This window comes from Brachybacterium ginsengisoli (genome assembly GCF_002407065.1).
GTDB lineage: Bacteria > Actinomycetota > Actinomycetes > Actinomycetales > Dermabacteraceae > Brachybacterium > Brachybacterium ginsengisoli.
Genome location: NZ_CP023564.1, coordinates 2,333,000 through 2,350,350, shown reverse-complemented (window position 1 = coordinate 2,350,350; position 17,351 = coordinate 2,333,000). Strand labels below are relative to the sequence as shown.

The following is a 17,351-nucleotide window of genomic DNA, read 5'->3' as shown; positions in this document are numbered from 1 at the left end:
GCGCGCGGACCTGCGGAGGTGACACCATGGTGCCCATGAGCGGAACCCCTGACCCCGTCGTGCGCCCCGAGCCGGGGGCCCTCCCGTCCGGAGCCCCGTCCGGCACTCCGTCCGGCATTCTGTCCGGCGCCGAGATGCCCCGTGACCCCTCGATGCCCGAGCCGGTGCTGAGCGACGATCCTGAGGGCCTGCTCGGAGCGGGCGCGCTGCGTCCGGTCTCGCCCAGGCTGATCCCCGCCCGGTACGTGGGAGGCCTCATCGGCTCCGTGATCTGGGTTCTGCTCATCATCGGCGCGATCGTCTCCGCGTCGCTCTCGGGGATGTGGTGGATCGCCGCCCTGGGCCTGATCCCGCTGCTGATCCTGCTCCAGGCGCTGCTGCTCACCCCGCGCAGGGTGCGGGCCATCGGGTACCTGGATGCCGAGGAGGACCTCACCATCGCCAGCGGCATCATGTTCCGCGCCGTGCACACCATCCCCTACGGGCGAGTGCAGTCGGTGAAGATCGACGAGGGCCCGGTGGACCGACGCTACGGCCTCGCGAAGCTGACGGTGAGTACCGCCAACGGCGCCTCCACGGTGGTGCTGCCCGGGCTGGAGAAGGCGGAGGCGGAACGTCTGCGGGCTCTGCTGACGGCCCGCGGCATCGAGAACATGGCCGCGCTGTGAGCAGGGACGATCCGCGCGCGGCACGGCCCGAGGACCCGGTCGGAACCCCCGTCGGCGACGATCCGGAGGCGGTCGTGGAGCGCGGCGCCTCGGCTGCCGGGGACACCCCCGTCGAGCCCGGAGCCACCGCGGAGCGACGGCGCACCCACCCGATCACCCCGCTGGTCACCGGCTGGAAGATCGTCGTGGGCATCATCGCCGTCCTGACGGCGCAGAACATCGCCCGCCTGGCCGACGACTTCACCCTCCAGCGCGCCCTCATCGGCCTCGGCATCGTGGCGGCGGCCGTGGTCGTCGCGATCGGGCTGTCGGCGGTCAGCTGGTGGTACACCACCTACGCGGTCGACGACGCCGGGGTCTCCCTGCACAGCGGGATGATCAGCCGGTCGCGCGAGTTTGCCCCGCGCGCCCGCATCGAATCGGTCTCCGTGGAGCGTCCCCTGCTCGCGCGGCTGCTGGGCCTGGCGAAGGTCCGGGTCGAGGTCGCCGGCGGCGGGGAGTCCTATCTCGACATCGAGTACATCCGCTCCGCCGACGCCGAGCAGCTGCGCCGGGGCATCCTCGGCGTCGCCGCCCTCGCCGGGACGGGCACGGAGGGGGGCGCTCCCGCCGGGGGCGACGCGGGCCTGCCGCCCTCCGCGGAGGGCCTCCCCGCAGCGGATGCTCCGGCCCCCGCCGACGGCGATGCCATCGGGCACCGCCTGGACGACCTGCTGCACGACGGCGTCACCGACGGTGAGCTGATCGCCCGGATCCCCACCGGTCGCCTGGTCCATTCCCTGCTGCGGGACATGGGGTTCCTCCTCGGCGTGGTCATGAGCGTCCTGGGCGTGGTGGTGGCCATCTCCCTGGCGATCTGGCAGGAGGGCTTCTCCTTCGCGGTGATCATCGCGCTCCTGCCCACGGCGATCGCGATCCCGAAGTACGTCTTCGGCCGCATCGAGTCCGGCTGGGGCTTCGTCTCCCGCATCTCCGAGCGCGGTCTGCGGATGCGCCGCGGCCTGGCCAACACCCGCACCGACAACATTGCCGCGGGCCGGATCCAGCGCTTCGAGCTGCGCCGCCCGCTGCTGCGGCGCGGCCCCGGCTGGACCGCCGCCGGCGTCACCGTCGCGGGGATCGAGGACAGCGACGAGGACGGTGCGGCCAGCGTGCTGCCCGTCGGCACCGCGGAGGAGCTGCGCGCCACGCTCGGCCACCTCGCCGCGCCCCTGGGGACCGCGGACGACGCCGCGACCATCGAACGGATGCTCACCGCGCCGGCCCGGGACATCGACGGACTGCGCACCTCCGTCCGCGCCTTCTGGATCGACCGGCGCACCCGGGTCTCGGTGCTGCTGCCGGGCGCTCTCGTCCAGCGCTCCGGGATCCTGACCCGGCGCCTGGAGATCATCCCGCGGGAGCGGATCCAGGAGCTCACCGTGCAGGACGGACCCCTCGCCCGCCGTCTGGGGGTCCTCGATCTCGAGGTCGCCGTCGCGGGGGAGACGATGACCCTCGGCGAGCTGCCCCGTCGGGACGTGCTCGCCCTCCACGCCCTGCTCGCCCGCGATGCCGCGACCCTGCGCCGCTACCGGGACCGGGAGCACTGGCCGCGGCCCGCCCTCGTGGCTGGTGCGCCGGGGGCCGGAACGGCCCCGACGAGCGCCGGGGGAGCGCTGTGACCCCGCCGCGCCTCGGCATCGGGGTGATCGGCACGGGTCGTGTGGGCGCGGTGCTCGGGGCGGCGCTGCGCGCCGAGGGCCATGCGATCACCGGCGCCTACGCCGTCTCCGACGCCTCCCGCGGGCGCGCCGACGCGCTGCTGCCCGGGGTGCCGCTGCTGGACGTCCCGGCGATCGTCGAGCGCAGCGAGATGCTGCTGCTCGCCGTCCCCGACGACCAGCTGGCACCCCTGGCCGCCGGCATCGCCGCGACCGGGATCGTCCCCGGCGGGCAGCTGGTGATGCACACCTCCGGGCGCTACGGCACCGAGGTGCTGGCCCCGCTGGCGCGGGCGGGCAGCGCGACCCTCGCCCTGCACCCCGCCATGACCTTCACCGGCACCTCCGCGGATCTGCCCCGGCTGATCGGCTGCCCGATGGGGATCACCGCCTCCGCCGAGCTGCTGCCCATCGCCGCCGCGCTCGCCGTCGAGCTCGGCGGCGAGGCCCGGGTGATCGCCGAGGGCGATCGGCCGCTGTACCACGCGGGCCTCGCCCATGCCGCGAACCACCTCGTGGTCCTCGTGGACCAGGCCCGAGAGACCCTGTCCCGGCTCGGGATCGATGACCCCGGCGCCTACCTGCGCCCGCTGCTGGAGGCCGCGCTGGACGAGTCCCTCCGCCACGGCGCCAAGGCGCTGACCGGTCCTGTGGTGCGCGGGGACGCCGGGACGGTGCAGGCGCACCTGGACGCCCTGGCGGACCTCGACGCCACCGGGGCGCCGGGGGAGCAGGGAGACGTCTCGGACACCTACCGGTCCCTGGCGCTCGCGGCCCTGTCCCGTGCGAGACTCCCCGAGGACACCCGGGCCAGGATCCGGGCGCTGCTGGAGGACCGGCCACCGCAGGACCGGCCGCCGAGGGAGGACCAGGCATGACGCAGGACCAGTCGCCGCGCGGAGCGCGCCGCGCGAGCACGAGGCTCGTGACGACAAAGGCCGAGCTGAAGGAGAATCGCGCCGCCATGACGGGGACCGTCGCGGCCGTGCTGACCATGGGTGCGCTGCACGCCGGTCATCTGGCCCTGGTGGAGCGCGCCCGCGAGCTCGCCGACCACGTGATCCTCACCGACTTCGTCAATCCGCTCCAGTTCGGCCCCGGCGAGGACTACGAGGCCTACCCGCGCCCCCTTGACGCCGACCTGGCCCTCGTGGACGGGCTGGTCGACGTGGTCTTCGCGCCGTCGGTGGAGGAGATGTACCCCGTGCTGCCGCCGACGGTCTCCGTCACCGCCGGCCGCGCGGGGACGATCCTCGAGGGCGCCGCCCGGCCCGGACACTTCGACGGGGTGGTCACGGTCGTGGCGAAGCTCCTGCAGCTGACAGCCCCGGATCTCACCGTGTTCGGGCGCAAGGACGCACAGCAGCTGGCCATCATCCAGCGCCTGGTCGCCGACCTCGACCTGCCGGTGCGGATCGAGCCCGTCGACATCCAGCGCGAGCCCTCGGGTCTCGCCCGCTCCAGCCGCAACGTCTACCTCGACGACGCCGCCCGCGAGCAGGCGCTGGTCCTGTCCCGCACGATCTCCGCAGCCCTCCGGGCCGCCCCCTCGGTCGGCGCGATCCGGGACGTGCTCGCCGCAGCGCTCGAGCGCGCCGAGATCGACTGGGACTACGCCCTCGCCCTCGATCCGGCCTCGCTCGAGGAGATCGGTCCCGAGCACCGCGGGGAGGTGCTCGTCGTGCTCGCCGGCACCGTCGGCGGCACCCGTCTGCTCGATGCGGCTGTGGCGGTCGCGACAGCACCCTGAACGGGCGGGCATTCTCAGGGGCAGTGATGAGACAATCGCCCTCATGAGCGAGAATCCCCCTGCCCTCGACACCACGGACACCTCCGACCAGGTCGCGGTCCGCAAGTCCAAGCGGGAGCGGCTGCTGGCGCGCGGCGAGGAGGCGTATCCGGTCTCGGTGCCCGTGACCACCACGATCTCCGAGGTGCGTGCCACGTACGGCCACCTCGAGGCCGGCGAGGAGACCGACGACCTCGTCGGCGTCGCCGGGCGCGTGGTCTTCCAGCGCAACACGGGCAAGCTCGCCTTCATCACCCTCCAGGACGGCGCGGGCGAGCGCCTGCAGATCATGGCCTCGCAGGCCGTCATCGGGGAGGAGCGCCTCGCCGATCTCAAGGCCGACGTCGACCTCGGCGATCACGTCTTCTTCCACGGTCGGGCCGGTGCGTCGCGCCGCGGCGAGCTGAGCGTCTTCGCCGACTCCTGGAAGATGGCCGCGAAGGCCGTGCGCCCGCTGCCGGTGCTCCACGCCGACCTCTCCGAGGAATCCCGGGTGCGCCACCGCTACGTCGACCTGATCGTGCGCCAGGAGGCCCGCGACACCGTGCGCCGCCGCGCCGAGGTCATGCACTCCCTGCGCAGCTCCTTCCACGACCGCGACTTCGTCGAGGTCGAGACGCCGATGCTGCAGGTCATCCCCTCCGGTGCCGCGGCCCGCCCGTTCGTCACCCACATGAACGCCTTCGACCTCGACCTCTACCTGCGCATCGCCCCGGAGCTGTACCTCAAGCGGGCGGCTGTGGGCGGGCTCGAGAAGGTCTTCGAGATCAACCGCAACTTCCGCAACGAGGGCGCGGATTCCACGCATTCCCCGGAGTTCGCGATGCTCGAGGCGTACCAGGCCTACGGGGATTACGACACCATCGGGGATCTGACCCGGCGCCTCGTGCAGGAAGCCGCCGAGCACGCGACGGGTTCCCAGATCGTCACCCTCGCCGACGGCTCCGAGTACGATTTCTCCGGAGAATGGGCACAGATCACCGTCTATGGATCGCTCTCGGAATCCCTCGGCGAGGAGATCACTCCCGAGACCACGCCCGATCGCCTCCGCGAGATCGCGCGTTCGCTCGATCTCGATCTCGATCATCCGAAGTTCGGCTACGGAAAGCTCGTGGAGGAGCTGTTCGAGAATCGCGTCGGTGATCATCTGTACGAGCCCACCTTCGTGCGGGACTTCCCGGTCGAGACCAGCCCGCTGGTGCGGGCCCATCGATCGCAGCCCGGGGTCGTCGAGAAGTGGGACCTCTACGTGCGCGGATTCGAGCTCGGCACCGGATACTCCGAGCTGGTGGACCCGGTCATCCAGCGCGAGCGCTTCGCCCAGCAGGCACAGCTGGCCGCGCAGGGCGATGACGAGGCGATGCGGCTGGACGAGGACTTCCTCGAGGCGATGGAGTACGCCCTCCCGCCGACGGGCGGGATGGGCATGGGCGTCGATCGCCTGCTCATGGCCATCACCGGGCTCGGCATCCGCGAGACCATCCTCTTCCCGCTCGTGAAGCCGGAGGCCTGAGATGGATTCCGGCTTCTGGTTCGAAGCGGGTGCGCTGCTTCCCTCGATCGGGGTGGGGCTGCTGTTCTGGTTCGTGATGCGTGCGGTTCTCCGCGCGGATCGGCATGAACGAGAGGTCGAACGCGACGCAGAACGTGAATACCGAGAACTCCACGGCGGAGATGAGCAGAATCACTCGGCCTGAACTGATATCGGTATCGGATTGAAATCTGAGCCTATTGCGCCGATACTGGACGCCGATGGCGAGCTCACCTGAGTTCGCACGAGAATATCGACATCAGACCGGCAAGGGAGAACCCCTATGGCACGGAAGACCTATGTGGAGCTCATCGACGATCTCAGCGGCGACACCGCCGACGAGACGGTGAGCTTCGCCCTGGACGGGGTCGCGTACGAGATCGACCTGTCCGCCGCCAACGCCTCGACGTTCCGTGAGGAGCTCGGCAGCTGGGTGGAGAAGGCACGTCGCGTGGGAGGACGCCGCGCGCGCGGGACCTCCTCCGGCCGCAGCGGCTCCAACGACTCGGCCCGGATCCGTGAGTGGGCCCGCGAGGCCGGCTACGAGGTCCCCGATCGCGGTCGCATCTCCGGCACCATCCGCAAGGCCTACGAGGAGGCCAACGGGGAGTGATCCCCGGGTGAGCCCGCCAGAGACGGCGAGGCCCTCGACTCGTGCAGCAGGCCCGTCACCGATCGGTGACGGGCCTGCTTCGTGCTCGGGGCAGCGGGTCCGAGGCTCACCAGCCCCGGAGCGACCAGGAGGCGGCGTGCTCGGCGCCCGGCTGCAGGCGCACCACGTCGGTGCCGCTGCGGAAGGCATCGGGCGGGCAGGTCATGGGCTCGACGGCGAGGCCGAGCCGGTTCTCCTCCGGCTCCGGCCGGTCACCGGTGTGGACCTGGAGCCAGGGGCACTCGGGGCCGGCGGTCAGCTCCACCCCGGTGCCTCCCGGAGCGGTGACGGTGACCGTCAGCCGCCCCTGCTCGTCACGGCCCAGGTCGGTGAAGGCGTGGTCGATGAACAGCGAGCCGAGCACCTTCGCGGCGCGGAAATCGAAGTCGCCGCCGGGGGAGACCTCGGCGGTGCCGGTGGGCAGCAGCCGGTCCTCGGTGACGGTGAGCACCGTTCCGGCCTCGACCTGCAGCGACCACTCGTCCAGCGGCTCCGGCCCCGCCACCAGGTACGGGTGCGGGCAGACACCATAGGGGGCGTCCTGAGCACCGAGGTTGCGGGAGGTCACCGTCGTGGTGAGACCGGTCTGCGGATCCAGGGCGTGATGCACGGTCAGCAGCAGGTGGAAGGGATAGCCCATCGAGGGGAAGAGCTCGGTGCGCAGCACGATCTCCTCCTCGGAGACGTCCGCCGCGGTGAACTGCTGGAAGGAGACCAGACCGTGGAGGGCGTTGCCGCGCTCGGGCTCGGTGAGCGCGGTGCGGATCTCCTCGCCGTCCCAGGTGTAGGTGCCGTCGCCGATGCGATTGGGCCAGGGCGCCACGATCGCTCCGCGGTAGAAGGCCATCGGCCCGGTCTCGGGACTGCGCACCAGCAGGTCCCGTCCGCCGACGGTGAGGGACTCGAGGGTCGCGCCCACCGAGGAGACCTCGGCCCGGTAGGTTCCGGCCGTGAGCGTGAAGAGCTCACCGCGATCCCGGGTGGCGGCGTCTGTGCGCAGGTCGGGCCCGGCGGTCGGGGCGGCATCGTTCATGAGCTGGTCTCCTGGTCTCTGGTGGGGGCCGTGCGGGAGGACGTCTCGGGCGCGGAGGCCGGGGCCTCCTCCGGCGACGGATCCGGGACGGGTTCGATGAGGACGACGTCCAGGCGCCGCGGTCCGTGGACGCCCTCGACCCGGTCGAGCTCGATGTCGCTGGTCGCGCTCGGGCCGGAGATCATGGTCCAGGCCGCGGTGGGATCCTCCGCCATCCGCTCGATCCCCTTGGGGACGCCGAGCACCACCTGGTCGGCCTCGATGACCACCACATGGTGATCGGGCACGAGCGAGATCGCCCGTCGGCCCCCGAGGCCGTCCGCCCGCAGCACGATCGTGCCGGTCAGGGCGATCGCGGTGTGGCAGCCGGTGAGCACCGCATCGATCGCATCGAGCTGCCGTGGGGTGGCGCCGTCGTCGATCACCAGGGTGGCCTGGACCTGCTCGTGCCAGGCGGAGGGCAGGGCGGAGGGGACGACCACGGAGCGTGCCTCGCCGATCGCGGCGGCGATCACCGAGGGCGCCGTGTCCGGCGTGGCGCGGTGGACGGTCGCGGTGTAGTCCTCGAGCCGCTGGACCAGCACCTCGATCACCTTCTCCGGCGCCGTCCGGAGCTCCTGCTTGTCATCGGCCCGCTGGTAGGTGCGCGGCACGTCGTCGGCCTCGGTGATCTCGTCGCGGCGCGGGACCGCGAGTGCGGACCGCACCCGCGCGAGGATCTCCTCCTTCGCGCTGAGCCCCGGGGTGCGGGTGGGACGGTCGTCGTTCCACTCGTTCATGCGCGCTCCCCGCCCTCGTCGACCGTCGGGTCCTGCGGCGCCTGCTGCTGGGCCGCCCGTTCCTGCGGCGCCTGCGCGGTGCGGTCCTTCTCGTGCTGGTCCCACCAGGTGCGGAAGGACTGCCCGGGCTTGGGCAGATCACGATGGTCCGTCCATCCCGGCATGAGCGGCAGGATGCCGGGCAGCTTCCCGATGTTCTTCCCGGGCAGCAGGGAGGTGAGCGGTCCGGCCGAGCGCACCGCGATGTCGTAGGCGCGCGGGGAGGACATGAGCTTGCCGGCGCCCTTCAGCGCGACGTCCCAGGTGCCGTGGAAGTCACCGGGGGTCTCACGCCGACGGTCCACGTCCTTGGCGCGCAGGTGCACGAGCACCTCGGGGATGTTGATCTTCACCGGGCACACGTCGTAGCAGGCGCCGCAGAGGCTCGAGGCATAGGGCAGCGTCGAGTTCGGATCGTCCGCGCCGTGCATGCCGGTCATCTGTGGCGAGAGGATCGCGCCGATCGGACCGGGGTAGGTCGAGCCGTAGGCATGACCGCCGGTGCGCGAATAGACCGGGCACACGTTCAGGCACGCGGAGCAGCGGATGCAGTGCAGGGCGCTGCGGCCCTCCGGATCCTCCAGGACCGCGGAGCGTCCGTTGTCCAGCAGGACCAGATGGAACTCCTCCGGTCCGTCACCCTCGTGGACCCCGGTGAACAGCGTCGTGTAGGGGTTCATCCGCTCACCGGTCGAGGAGCGGGGGAGGAGCTGCAGGAACACCTCGAGATCCTGGAACGACGGCACGATCTTCTCGATGCCCACCACGGAGATCAGGGTCCGGGGGAGCGTCAGGCACATCCGGCCGTTTCCCTCGGACTCGACCACCACCAGGGTGCCGGTGTCCGCCACGGCGAAGTTCGCTCCGGAGACCGCCACGGACCCCGGCATGTCCAGGAACTTCTCGCGCAGGAACCGGCGGGCCGCCTCGGCCAGCTCCTTCGGCTCGTCGGTGATCGACGGGTCGAGATCAGGCATCGAGGCCAGGAAGATCTCGCGGATCTCCGAGCGGTTGCGGTGGATGGCGGGCACCAGGATGTGGGACGGGGTGTCACCGGCGAGCTGCACGATGAGCTCGGCCAGATCGGACTCGATCGCCCGGATCCCGGCATGGGCGAGCGCCTCGTTCAGCCCGATCTCCTGGGTCGCCATCGACTTGACCTTGAGGACCTCCTCGGCGCCGCGCTCGAGCGCGAGCCGGGTGACGATCTCCCCGGCCTCCTCCGCGTCGCGCGCCCAGTGGACCACACCGCCGGCTGCCGTCACGGACTCCTCGAGCTGTTCCAGCAGCTCCGGGAGATGATCGGTGACCTGCCACTTCAGTGCACTGCCGGCGCTGCGCAGCTTCTGCCAGTCGCGCACCTCGCGCACCGCGGAGGCCCGCTTGGACTGGATCGTGTCGGTGGCGTGGCGGAGATTCCCGCGGAGGGTCTCGTCCGCCAGCTCCTCGCGGGCGGCCGAGGGGAAGCCGCGCTCACCGCGCAGCAGAGAGCCGGGGGAGGCGTGCTGCGGACGGACGGACGGGATGCCCAGATCGACTGTGCTCACGTGTCCGTCTCCTCCCGCTCGTTCCTCGCAGTTCGTCGACCGACTGTGCTCATCTGTCCGTCTCCTCCCGCTCGTTCCTCGCAGTTCGTCGACCGACGGTGCTCATGACGCCCTCCCGAGGATGGTGTCCGCCGGGACGAAGGGGTCCTCCTTCGTCGAGGCCAGGATCTGGGCGAGATGGACCGAGCGCGGTGCGGCGCCCGTGCGGCGCAGCTTGCCACCGATGTTCATCAGGCACGAGGCGTCTCCCGCGACGACGAACTCGGCGCCGCTGGCCACGACGTTCGACGCCTTGTCGGTCACCATCGCATCGCTGGTGGCGTCGTTCTTCACGGAGAAGGTGCCGCCGAAGCCGCAGCAGGTGTCCGACTCCGGGAGGTTCTTCATCTCCAGGCCCTCCACGGCGCGCAGCAGCTTCACCGGGCGGGCGCCCACCTTGAGGAAGCGCATCGAATGACAGGTGGGGTGGTACGTGACCGAGTGCGGGAAGTACGCCCCCACATCGGTCACCTTCAGCACGTCGACCAGCAGCTCCGAGAGCTCGTAGGTCTTCGCGGAGACCGCAGCGGCGCGGCGCTCCAGCTCGCTGTCGCCCTCGTGCCGCGCCACCAGCTCGTGCTGGTCGCGCACGCAGCCGGTGCAGGAGCCCGAGGGCATGACGATCGCGTCGACCCTGTCCAGCGCCGGCTCGAAGGTGTCCACGAAGGAGCGCACCACGGGCGCCGCCTCGGTGTAATAGCCGGAGTTGGTGTGCATCTGGCCGCAGCAGGTCTGGCGCTTGTCGAACACCACCTCGTGGCCGAGCCGCTCCAGCAGCGTGACCGTCGCGCGGGCCACGTCAGGAGCCATCACGTCCACCAGACAGGTGGTCATCAAGGAGATGCGCATCCTTCGTCCTTCTTCCTCGTCGTGCTCTCACGGTCCGACGGCGACGTCCCGTCCCGGTGAGGGGGACGCCGCCGACGGGTTCAGGAGTGCGCCAGTCCCAGCGCGTCGGCCGTGCGGTCCAGGGTCCGGTGCGCCGTCTCCGGATCATCGGACAGGGACGTCCCCCAGCTCGGGATCATCCGGGACAGGGCGGGACGCCAGGTGTCGATGCGCTGAGGGAACATCCTCTCGAGCAGCTGGAGCATGATGCTGGTGGCCGTCGAGGCGCCCGGCGAGGCGCCCAGCATGCCGCCGATGGAGCCGTCCGCGGCGGTGATCAGCTGGGTGCCGAACTGCAGCACGCCGTGCTTGGACTTGTCCGGAGCGATCACCTGGACGCGCTGTCCGGCGGTGATCTCCTCCCACTCGGACTCCCGGGCCGCCGGCATGTACTCGCGCAGGGCCTCGAAACGCTGATGATGGGTCGCCGCGAGCTGCGAGCCGAGGTAGACCATGAGGTCGAGGTTCGGCGGGGCGACGGCCATCATCTGGGTGATGTTCGAGGGCTTCATCGACTCGAACAGGTCGGTGTAGCGGCCGGTCTTGAGGAACTTCGGCGACCAGCCCGCGTACGGGCCGAACATGAGCGACCGCTTGCCGGCCACGAAGCGGGTGTCCAGGTGCGGGACGCTCATCGGCGGGGCGCCCACGGCGGCCTTGCCGTACACCTTCGCATCGTGCCGGGCGATCGTCTCGGGGTCCGTGCAGCGCAGCCACTGGCCCGAGATCGGGAAGCCGCCGAAGCCGCGGATCTCGTCGATCCCGGACTTCTGCAGCAGCGGCAGCGCGTAGCCGCCGGCGCCCACGAAGACGAACGGTGCGCGCACCACGCTCATCGCGTCGTCCTTCGTCGAGCGGACCATCACGCCCCAGTCCGAGCCCATGCGGCGCAGGTCCACGACCTCGGACCCGGTCGAGACGGTGGTGCCGGTGCGCGAGGCGAAGTCGAGCATCTGCCGGGTGAGGGCGCCGAAGTCGACGTCCGTGCCGTCGGGCGAGCGCGTCGCGGCGATGGTCTCGGTGACCGGTCGCCCCTCGGAGACGAGCGGTGCCCAGTCGGACAGCTGCGCATGCTCGGTCGTGAACTCCATGCGGTCGAACAGCGGGTTCGAGGTCAGCGCCTCATGGCGCCGACGGAGGTAGTCCACGTTCTCCATGCCGTGCACGAAGCTCATGTGCGGGACGGTATGGATGAACTCGCCGGGGTCGCCGATGCGGTCGTTCGCCACCAGGTGCGCCCAGAACTGGCGCGAGACCTGGAACTGCTCGTTGATGGCGATCGCCTTCGCGGGGCTCACCGAGCCGTCCACGTCCTGCGGCGTGTAGTTCAGCTCGCACAGGGCGCTGTGGCCGGTGCCGGCGTTGTTCCAGGCATCGCTCGATTCGGCGCCGAGGGTGTGGAGGCGCTCGAGGACCACGATCTTCCAGGTCGGCTCGAGCTCCGTCAGCATCGCGGCGAGGGTCGCGCTGGCGATCCCGCCCCCGATCAGCACCGCATCCGCGCGGGTCACGTCCAGGTCTGGCATGTCTCTCCGTTCCAGTGTGCACAGGTCGCGCCCGGCGCCGGACCTTCGATCCCTTGCGCGCCACCGAGCGGTCGTGCCGTCCAGGGTATCCCGTCGAGCCGGGAGGTCGATCAGAGGGTCGGGCGAGGTCACCGCGGGGCGGCGGCCTCCCGCGCGGAGCTCCCGCCGGCGCCTGTGCGCGAGGCGGACGCCCCGGCGGCGGACCGCTCGAGATCCTCCAGGAGGAGCTCGAGCCGACGGCCCAGCAGGCTCACGGCGAGATCGATCGCGGCGCCGGCGCCGAGCAGCACGGCGACCGGCCACAGCAGCGAGCACAGCGCGATCCAGATGCCGAGGCAGAGGGTGAGGGCGAGGAACCGCATCGGGGTCGCCCCGGGCACCAGGAGCGCCAGGCGCCAGGTGACCAGGACGTCCTGCCGGCGGATGCGGGGCACCGCCACGATCGCCGCGAGGCTCGCGGTGGCCCACGACAGGCTCGCCATCGCCGCTCCGCCCAGCACGTACGCACCCACCGCACCAGGCGCTCCGCCGCTGATCACGATCCAGAGCATCGCCGCGGAGCCGACCTGGACCACCAGCAGCGGGAGCATCCGCAGGTTCGAGGTGACCAGGTGCTCGCGGTAGCTGCGCCACATGGTCGGCAGGACCTTCACCGCCGCGCCGTGGCGGGAGGCGATGAGCGCATCGGCGGCGGCGACGCTCGCCGGCGCGACGCCGAGCACGACGAGGCCCAGCAGGCTCAGCAGCGCCCAGAGGAGCGAGATCCGGATCAGGAGCAGGACGCGTTCGATCGCCTCGTTGCCGCGCGTGACCCACGCCGGAACCTCGGAGGGACCGCTCGGTCCAGGTCGTCGACTCATGCCTCCCAGAGTAGCCCGCGTCACAGGGGCCCGCTCCTTTCGTCGAGCCCGTGGGACTCCGCGGGGACCGGCCGTCTCGGGCTCGCCTCGCTCACGGATCCGCAGTCCCTCCCGGAGCGCGGCGGGACGCCCGCGATCGACCCGGGCCGGGCCGGGCCGGAGCGATCGCGGGCGCCCTGTGCTCACGCTCCGTGCTGCGCGTCGTACGCCTCCTGGTAGAGGGAGAGCAGGTTCTCGACCCCGATGGCGTTGAACTGCTCCACGTGCGCCTGCCAGTCGGCGTCCTCGGTCATGTCCGCCTTGCCGGTGGCGATCGACGCGAAGCTCTGCGTGAGCTGCTGGGTCAGGTTCGCCTCGACCTCGCCGACCTGTGCGGACTGCTCCATGTCGAAGGCGAGGGTGGGGACCTTGAGCTCCTTGTCGATCCGGTAGGGCTCATAGGCCTTGCCGGCCTCGTACAGGGACGGCTCGATCGAGGTCGAGCCCTCCTCTACGGCCTCGCTGTGGCGCTGGGACATCGACTTGAAGAAGGGGCCCCACTCCCACCAGCTCTGGTTCTTCAGCTCCGCGCCGTCGGGCAGCACCTCGTAGACGGCCTGCTCGCCGTCGATGCCGACGAGGCCCTTGTCGGCGTAGTCCCAGCCCTTGCCCTGCTCGCCGCGGCCCATCGAGGTGGTCAGCCCGAGCTCGAACTGGTAGTCCGCCCAGCGGATCATCTGCACAGGGTCGGGGCAGGAACTGGTGATGACGAAGTTCGGGGACCCGATCTGGTACCAGTCCCAGTCGCAGGTGCGGACCCCGCCGGGCCCCTCGAGCGGGGCCAGGGGCTGCATGATCCGGGCCACCGACTCGGGATCGGTCATGTCCGCCGCGGCGGTGAAGGAGCCCTGCGACGCACCGCTGATCACGCCGAACTGCGGCCCGTCCGGCGAGTCGCCGAGCTTCTGGTACTGCTCCGGGGTGAGCGAGAGGATCCCGGGGGCGAAGTGGCCCTTCGTGAACTGCTCCTGGATCCAGATCATGCCCTCTCGGTAGGCGTCCTCCGAGGGGACCCAGCTGACCTTCCCGTCGCGCAGGAGCATGTTGGTCGAGCTCACCTCGGTGAACGACCCCAGGAAGAAGTTGAACAGGTTCATCATCGTGGACGAGTCCGTCACGGTCAGCGCAGCGTCGGAGGGGACCTCGTCCGAGGACTTCCACTCCTCCATGAGGGCCTCGTACTCCGTGAGCGACTGCGGGGCCGAGGCGCCCACCGCCTTCGCCCAGCGCGTGTTGTACCAGGTGCGCACGTTCGAGGACTTGCAGTGATAGCAGTCGTTCATCGACGGCACGGCGTACATGCGGCCATCGGGCGCGGTGAACTGGGAGCGCATCTCCGGGAAGAGGTCGAACATCTCGCGGATGTGCGGGGCGTTCTCGTCGATCAGCTTGTCCAGCGGCAGGAACAGTCCCTGCTGGCCGTAGACCGAGACCTGCGAGACGGAGAACAGGCTCATGCCGGTCATCAGCGCGTGGGGGAGGTCGCCGCCGGAGAGCATGGCGTTGACCTTGGTGGTGCCGTCCTCGCCCAGCGGGACCGGCTGGTAGGAGACCTTGACGCCGGTCGTCTCCTCGAGGTGCTGGGCGTAGTAGTTCGAGGAGTAGTCGAGGTCCGGGATGGTGCGCCCGAGCATCGTGAACTCGGTCGTGCCGTCGCCGAAGGGCTCGAGCTTGCGCGCCTTCGGGCCCTTGTACTCGGGCGGATAGTTGATGCCCTCGATCTCCTCGCCGAGCTGCACCGTGAGCTCGGCGCTGCCCTGCTCGTAGTCGGCTCCGCCGACGACCTCCTCGTCGGCGGCGTCGGACTTCTTGCCGCAGGCGGCGAGGGCGGTCGGGACGACGGCGGCGGCGGCGACGCCGGCGCCGGCCCGTCCGAGGAAGCCGCGCCGGCTCACGGAGGTGCGGGGGGTGGTGTTCATGGTGTGCTCCTGGTGTGCGATCCCGGGCGGGGAGGGGGGAGGGCTCGTTCGAAGGGCGCCGCGTTGGCGATCGACGGGGCGCGGGGAGGGCGGGGTGGCCGGAGCCGCCCCACCGGGAGGGCTCAGAAGAGGCCGGCCTTGGCGGTCCGGCGTGCGAAGGCGTTGACGGCGACGAGCAGGATCAGCCCGATGACGCTGCGGAAGAGGCCGATGGCCGTCGCGTAGCTGTACTGGGGGATCGGGCTCTTCAGGCCGACCTCGTACACGTAGGTGTCGATGACCTGCGAGACGGTGAGGTTCAGGGGGTTCTGCATCAGCAGGACCTTCTCGAAGCCGACGCTCATGATCGAGCCGACGCTGAGGATCATGAGCACCACGGCGATCGGCATGATGGCGGGCACGTCGATGTGCCACATGCGGCGCAGATGCGAGGCGCCGTCCACCTTCGCGGCCTCGTGGAGCTCGGGCGGCACGGAGCTGAGCGCGGCGAGGTAGATGATCGCGCTAAACCCGGCCGTCTGCCAGACCCCGGACCAGACGTAGGTGTGCCGGAACCAGGAGGGATCCGTGAGGAACGCGGGCGCCTCGATCCCCAGCAGGCCGAGCATGTGCTGCACGATGCCCGTCTGCGGATCCAGGAGCATCACCAGGATGCCGACGACGACCACCACCGAGATGAAGTTCGGGGCGTAGGTGATGAGCTGGACGACCCGGCTGAAGTACTTCTGACGGACGCCGTTCAGGGCCAGCGCCAGGATGATCGGGATCGGGAAGCCGGCGACGAGCTCGTACACGGCCAGCACGAGGGTGTTCTTCAGGAGGAGCCCGAAGTTGTGGCTGGTGACGAAGCGCGTGAAGTGGTCCAGGCCCACCCATTCCGAGCCCGTGATCCCGCCGACGGGGGTGTAGTTGCGGAAGGCGATCTGGATCCCGTACATCGGCCAGTACGCGAAGATCACGACCCAGATGATCGCCGGCGCCACCAGCAGGTAGAGCTGCCAGGAGTGCTTCATGCGGGTGCGCAGCGGAACCTTCCGCTGGCCCTCGAGGGCCACGGTGCGCTTCGATCGCTCGGTGTCATCGACGCGGAGCTGGTCGACGAAGTCGGTCTGCTGTGAGCTCATGGTCGCTCAACCTTTCAGGGAGCCGATCATCATGCCCTTGACGAAGTGCTTCTGCACGAACGGGTAGGCGATGAGGGGCGGGATCGAGGCGATGATGATCAGGGCGTACTTGAGCTTGTCGGCGAGCTGCTGCATGGCCAGGATCCGCTCGGGATCGGCATTGGCCATCTTCGAGGGGTCGAAGGAGTTCTCCAGCAGGATGTTCCGCATGACCAGCTGCAGCGGGTAGAGGTCCTCGTCGGTGAGGTAGATCAGCGCATTGAAGTACGAGTTCCAGGTCGCCACGCCGTACAGCAGCAGGTTCACCGCGATGATCGGCTTCGACAGCGGGATCGCGATCTGCAGGAAGAAGCGCAGATCGCTCGCGCCGTCGATCCGGGAGCACTCGAGGAGCTCCAGCGGGATCGTGGTCTGGTAGAAGGTGCGCGTCACGATCAGCTGCCAGACGCTCACGGCGGTGGGGATGATCATCGCCCAGATCGTGTTCAGCAGGCCCAGGGAGTTCACGACGAGGTAGGTCGGGATCATGCCGCCGGAGAACATCATGGTGAGGATGAAGGCGAAGGTGATGGCGTTGCGTCCCACCAGGTCGCGGCGCGAGAGCGCGTAGCCGCCGGCGATGGTGATCGCGGTGCCGAAGAGCATGGAGGCACCGGAGTACAGGAGCGAGTTGAGGAACCCGCGGGGGATCGCGGGGTAGTCCAGCACGGCCTGATAGGCGTCGAGGCTGAAGTCGATCGGCCACAGCCACATCTCTCCCGAGGACACCGCCTGCGGGGAGGAGAGGGAGGCGCTGACGATGTAGACGAAGGGGTAGATGATCGTCAGGGTGAACAGGCTGAGGACGACCAGGAGCACCACGTTGAGGATGCGGTCCGAGCGCGGTTCCCTGATCCGGCGCGATGGTCGGGTCTCGGCAGCGGGGGCTGCCGACGGTCCCACGGGTGCGATGGTCGCCATTCGGTTCCTTCCGAGAGCCTCTACGTCGAGGTGAACAGGCTCATACTGAGGAAAGATCCGAGGTGTGTCAACAGTTCGGCGATCACGAGGGCGTAACGTGGGCGTCGACGTGCTGTTGGAGGGCCGATCGCTGCGATCGGGACGCCAGACATCCTAGGAATGGTGACCACCTTCCTCGGTCGTCCGGCCGGCGCTCGCCCGGCTGCGGCCGACATCGGACGACGTCCGGTCGCGGGCGTGCCGTCCCTGAGGCGT

The 17,351-nt window shown here is 70.3% G+C and carries 16 protein-coding genes; 7 read left to right on the top strand and 9 right to left on the bottom strand.

Annotated elements, in window-relative coordinates; translation table 11 throughout:
* Positions 1 to 35: 35 nt before the first annotated feature.
* The 7 genes from CFK41_RS10480 to CFK41_RS10450 all read left to right on the top strand — a co-directional run bounded on the left by CFK41_RS10480 (position 36) and on the right by CFK41_RS10450 (position 6,304).
* Positions 36 to 668 (top strand): PH domain-containing protein, encoded by a 633-nt coding sequence (locus CFK41_RS10480; RefSeq protein WP_227873044.1) that lies wholly within the window; start codon positions 36 to 38, stop codon positions 666 to 668.
* Positions 665 to 2,332, top strand: a complete 1,668-nt coding sequence (locus CFK41_RS10475; protein WP_227873043.1) for a PH domain-containing protein — start codon at positions 665 to 667, stop codon at positions 2,330 to 2,332. Before CFK41_RS10480 ends, CFK41_RS10475 begins: the two co-directional genes overlap by 4 nt.
* Positions 2,329 to 3,249, top strand: coding sequence for a Rossmann-like and DUF2520 domain-containing protein (locus CFK41_RS10470; RefSeq protein WP_096799599.1), 921 nt, complete (start codon positions 2,329 to 2,331; stop codon positions 3,247 to 3,249). The genes CFK41_RS10475 and CFK41_RS10470 overlap by 4 nt, the downstream gene beginning before the upstream one ends.
* Positions 3,246 to 4,121 carry a pantoate--beta-alanine ligase gene (panC, locus tag CFK41_RS10465; RefSeq protein ID WP_096799598.1) on the top strand — a complete coding sequence of 292 codons (876 nt, stop codon included), beginning with the start codon at positions 3,246 to 3,248 and terminating at the stop codon, positions 4,119 to 4,121. Before CFK41_RS10470 ends, panC begins: the two co-directional genes overlap by 4 nt.
* Positions 4,122 to 4,164: 43 nt before the next feature.
* Positions 4,165 to 5,673, top strand: coding sequence for a lysine--tRNA ligase (lysS, locus tag CFK41_RS10460; RefSeq protein WP_096799597.1), 1,509 nt, complete (start codon positions 4,165 to 4,167; stop codon positions 5,671 to 5,673).
* Between the two features lies 1 nt (position 5,674).
* The gene (locus CFK41_RS10455; protein WP_096799596.1) at positions 5,675 to 5,857 is read left to right on the top strand and encodes a hypothetical protein; all 183 of its coding nucleotides are present in this window, start codon (positions 5,675 to 5,677) and stop codon (positions 5,855 to 5,857) included.
* Positions 5,858 to 5,974: 117 nt separating this feature from the next.
* A complete protein-coding gene (locus tag CFK41_RS10450) occupies positions 5,975 to 6,304 on the top strand; it encodes a histone-like nucleoid-structuring protein Lsr2 (protein WP_096799595.1) in 330 nt (109 codons plus the stop codon).
* A gap of 106 nt (positions 6,305 to 6,410) precedes the next feature.
* On the opposite strand, the gene CFK41_RS10445 is transcribed toward CFK41_RS10450, so the two are convergent.
* The 9 genes from CFK41_RS10445 to CFK41_RS10405 all read right to left on the bottom strand — a co-directional run bounded on the left by CFK41_RS10445 (position 6,411) and on the right by CFK41_RS10405 (position 17,096).
* Entirely contained in the window at positions 6,411 to 7,376 is a 966-nt protein-coding gene (locus tag CFK41_RS10445; protein ID WP_096799594.1) for an aldose 1-epimerase family protein, read from the bottom strand.
* Positions 7,373 to 8,155, bottom strand: coding sequence for a LutC/YkgG family protein (locus CFK41_RS10440; RefSeq protein ID WP_096799593.1), 783 nt, complete (start codon positions 8,153 to 8,155; stop codon positions 7,373 to 7,375). The genes CFK41_RS10445 and CFK41_RS10440 overlap by 4 nt, the downstream gene beginning before the upstream one ends.
* On the bottom strand, positions 8,152 to 9,741 hold the full coding sequence (locus CFK41_RS10435; RefSeq protein ID WP_227873042.1) for a lactate utilization protein B: 1,590 nt from the start codon (positions 9,739 to 9,741) through the stop codon (positions 8,152 to 8,154). The genes CFK41_RS10440 and CFK41_RS10435 overlap by 4 nt, the downstream gene beginning before the upstream one ends.
* 102 nt (positions 9,742 to 9,843) lie before the next feature.
* On the bottom strand, positions 9,844 to 10,629 hold the full coding sequence (locus CFK41_RS10430; protein ID WP_096799592.1) for a (Fe-S)-binding protein: 786 nt from the start codon (positions 10,627 to 10,629) through the stop codon (positions 9,844 to 9,846).
* Between the two features lie 80 nt (positions 10,630 to 10,709).
* The gene (locus CFK41_RS10425; RefSeq protein ID WP_096799591.1) at positions 10,710 to 12,194 is read right to left on the bottom strand and encodes a malate:quinone oxidoreductase; all 1,485 of its coding nucleotides are present in this window, start codon (positions 12,192 to 12,194) and stop codon (positions 10,710 to 10,712) included.
* Positions 12,195 to 12,322: 128 nt separating this feature from the next.
* Positions 12,323 to 13,054, bottom strand: a complete 732-nt coding sequence (locus CFK41_RS10420) for a DUF624 domain-containing protein (RefSeq protein ID WP_096799590.1) — start codon at positions 13,052 to 13,054, stop codon at positions 12,323 to 12,325.
* A gap of 182 nt (positions 13,055 to 13,236) precedes the next feature.
* Complete coding sequence (locus CFK41_RS17750; protein ID WP_151904730.1) at positions 13,237 to 15,012, bottom strand: type 2 periplasmic-binding domain-containing protein; 1,776 nt, start codon at positions 15,010 to 15,012, stop codon at positions 13,237 to 13,239.
* 122 nt (positions 15,013 to 15,134) lie between these two features.
* Positions 15,135 to 16,136, bottom strand: coding sequence for an ABC transporter permease (locus CFK41_RS10410; protein WP_096799589.1), 1,002 nt, complete (start codon positions 16,134 to 16,136; stop codon positions 15,135 to 15,137).
* 6 nt (positions 16,137 to 16,142) lie between these two features.
* The gene (locus CFK41_RS10405) at positions 16,143 to 17,096 is read right to left on the bottom strand and encodes a carbohydrate ABC transporter permease (RefSeq protein WP_096799588.1); all 954 of its coding nucleotides are present in this window, start codon (positions 17,094 to 17,096) and stop codon (positions 16,143 to 16,145) included.
* Between the last annotated feature and the right edge of the window lie 255 nt (positions 17,097 to 17,351).